2 tRNA genes and 2 rRNA genes are annotated in these 559 nt (G+C 45.3%); all 4 read right to left on the bottom strand.

The window, feature by feature from the left end:
- Nucleotides 1-87 (bottom strand): 23S ribosomal RNA (locus M3210_RS20105); the annotation flags it as partial.
- Between the two features lie 141 nt (nucleotides 88-228).
- Nucleotides 229-301 (bottom strand) — tRNA-Ala (locus tag M3210_RS20110).
- Nucleotides 302-318: 17 nt separating this feature from the next.
- Nucleotides 319-395, bottom strand: a tRNA-Ile gene (locus tag M3210_RS20115).
- A gap of 106 nt (nucleotides 396-501) precedes the next feature.
- Nucleotides 502-559 (bottom strand): 16S ribosomal RNA (locus M3210_RS20120); the annotation flags it as partial.

A 559-nucleotide genomic window follows, 5' to 3' on the forward strand; every position in this document is an offset into this window, starting at 1 on the left:
AACTACCCGAGGCATATCGGAGTTAGTCCCGTCCTTCATCGGCTCCTAGTGCCAAGGCATCCACCGTGCGCCCTTATTCACTTAACTAAGTTACAGTAAATAAAGCTTACATTTTTGCCTATTGGTCAATTAAGACCACAAATAGCTTCCGCTTCCTATATATAGGTTGCTTTAGCTAGTAAATTTTGATGTCGTTGTTACTCTTATTTAGTTTTCAAGGTACAAAAATGGAGCCTAGCGGGATCGAACCGCTGACCTCCTGCGTGCAAGGCAGGCGCTCTCCCAGCTGAGCTAAGGCCCCGTATTTATTATGATAGATGGTGGGCCTGAGTGGACTCGAACCACCGACCTCACGCTTATCAGGCGTGCGCTCTAACCAGCTGAGCTACAGGCCCATCTATATTTAAGTTGGTTAAGAGAATATATTACTCTCTCAAAACTGAACAAACAACACAGTATGTTTCATCTAACGAAGTTAGATGTTCCGAATAATATCCTTAGAAAGGAGGTGATCCAGCCGCACCTTCCGATACGGCTACCTTGTTACGACTTCACCCCA

This window comes from Oceanobacillus luteolus, from assembly GCF_023715655.1.
Classification (GTDB): domain Bacteria; phylum Bacillota; class Bacilli; order Bacillales; family Amphibacillaceae; genus Oceanobacillus; species Oceanobacillus luteolus.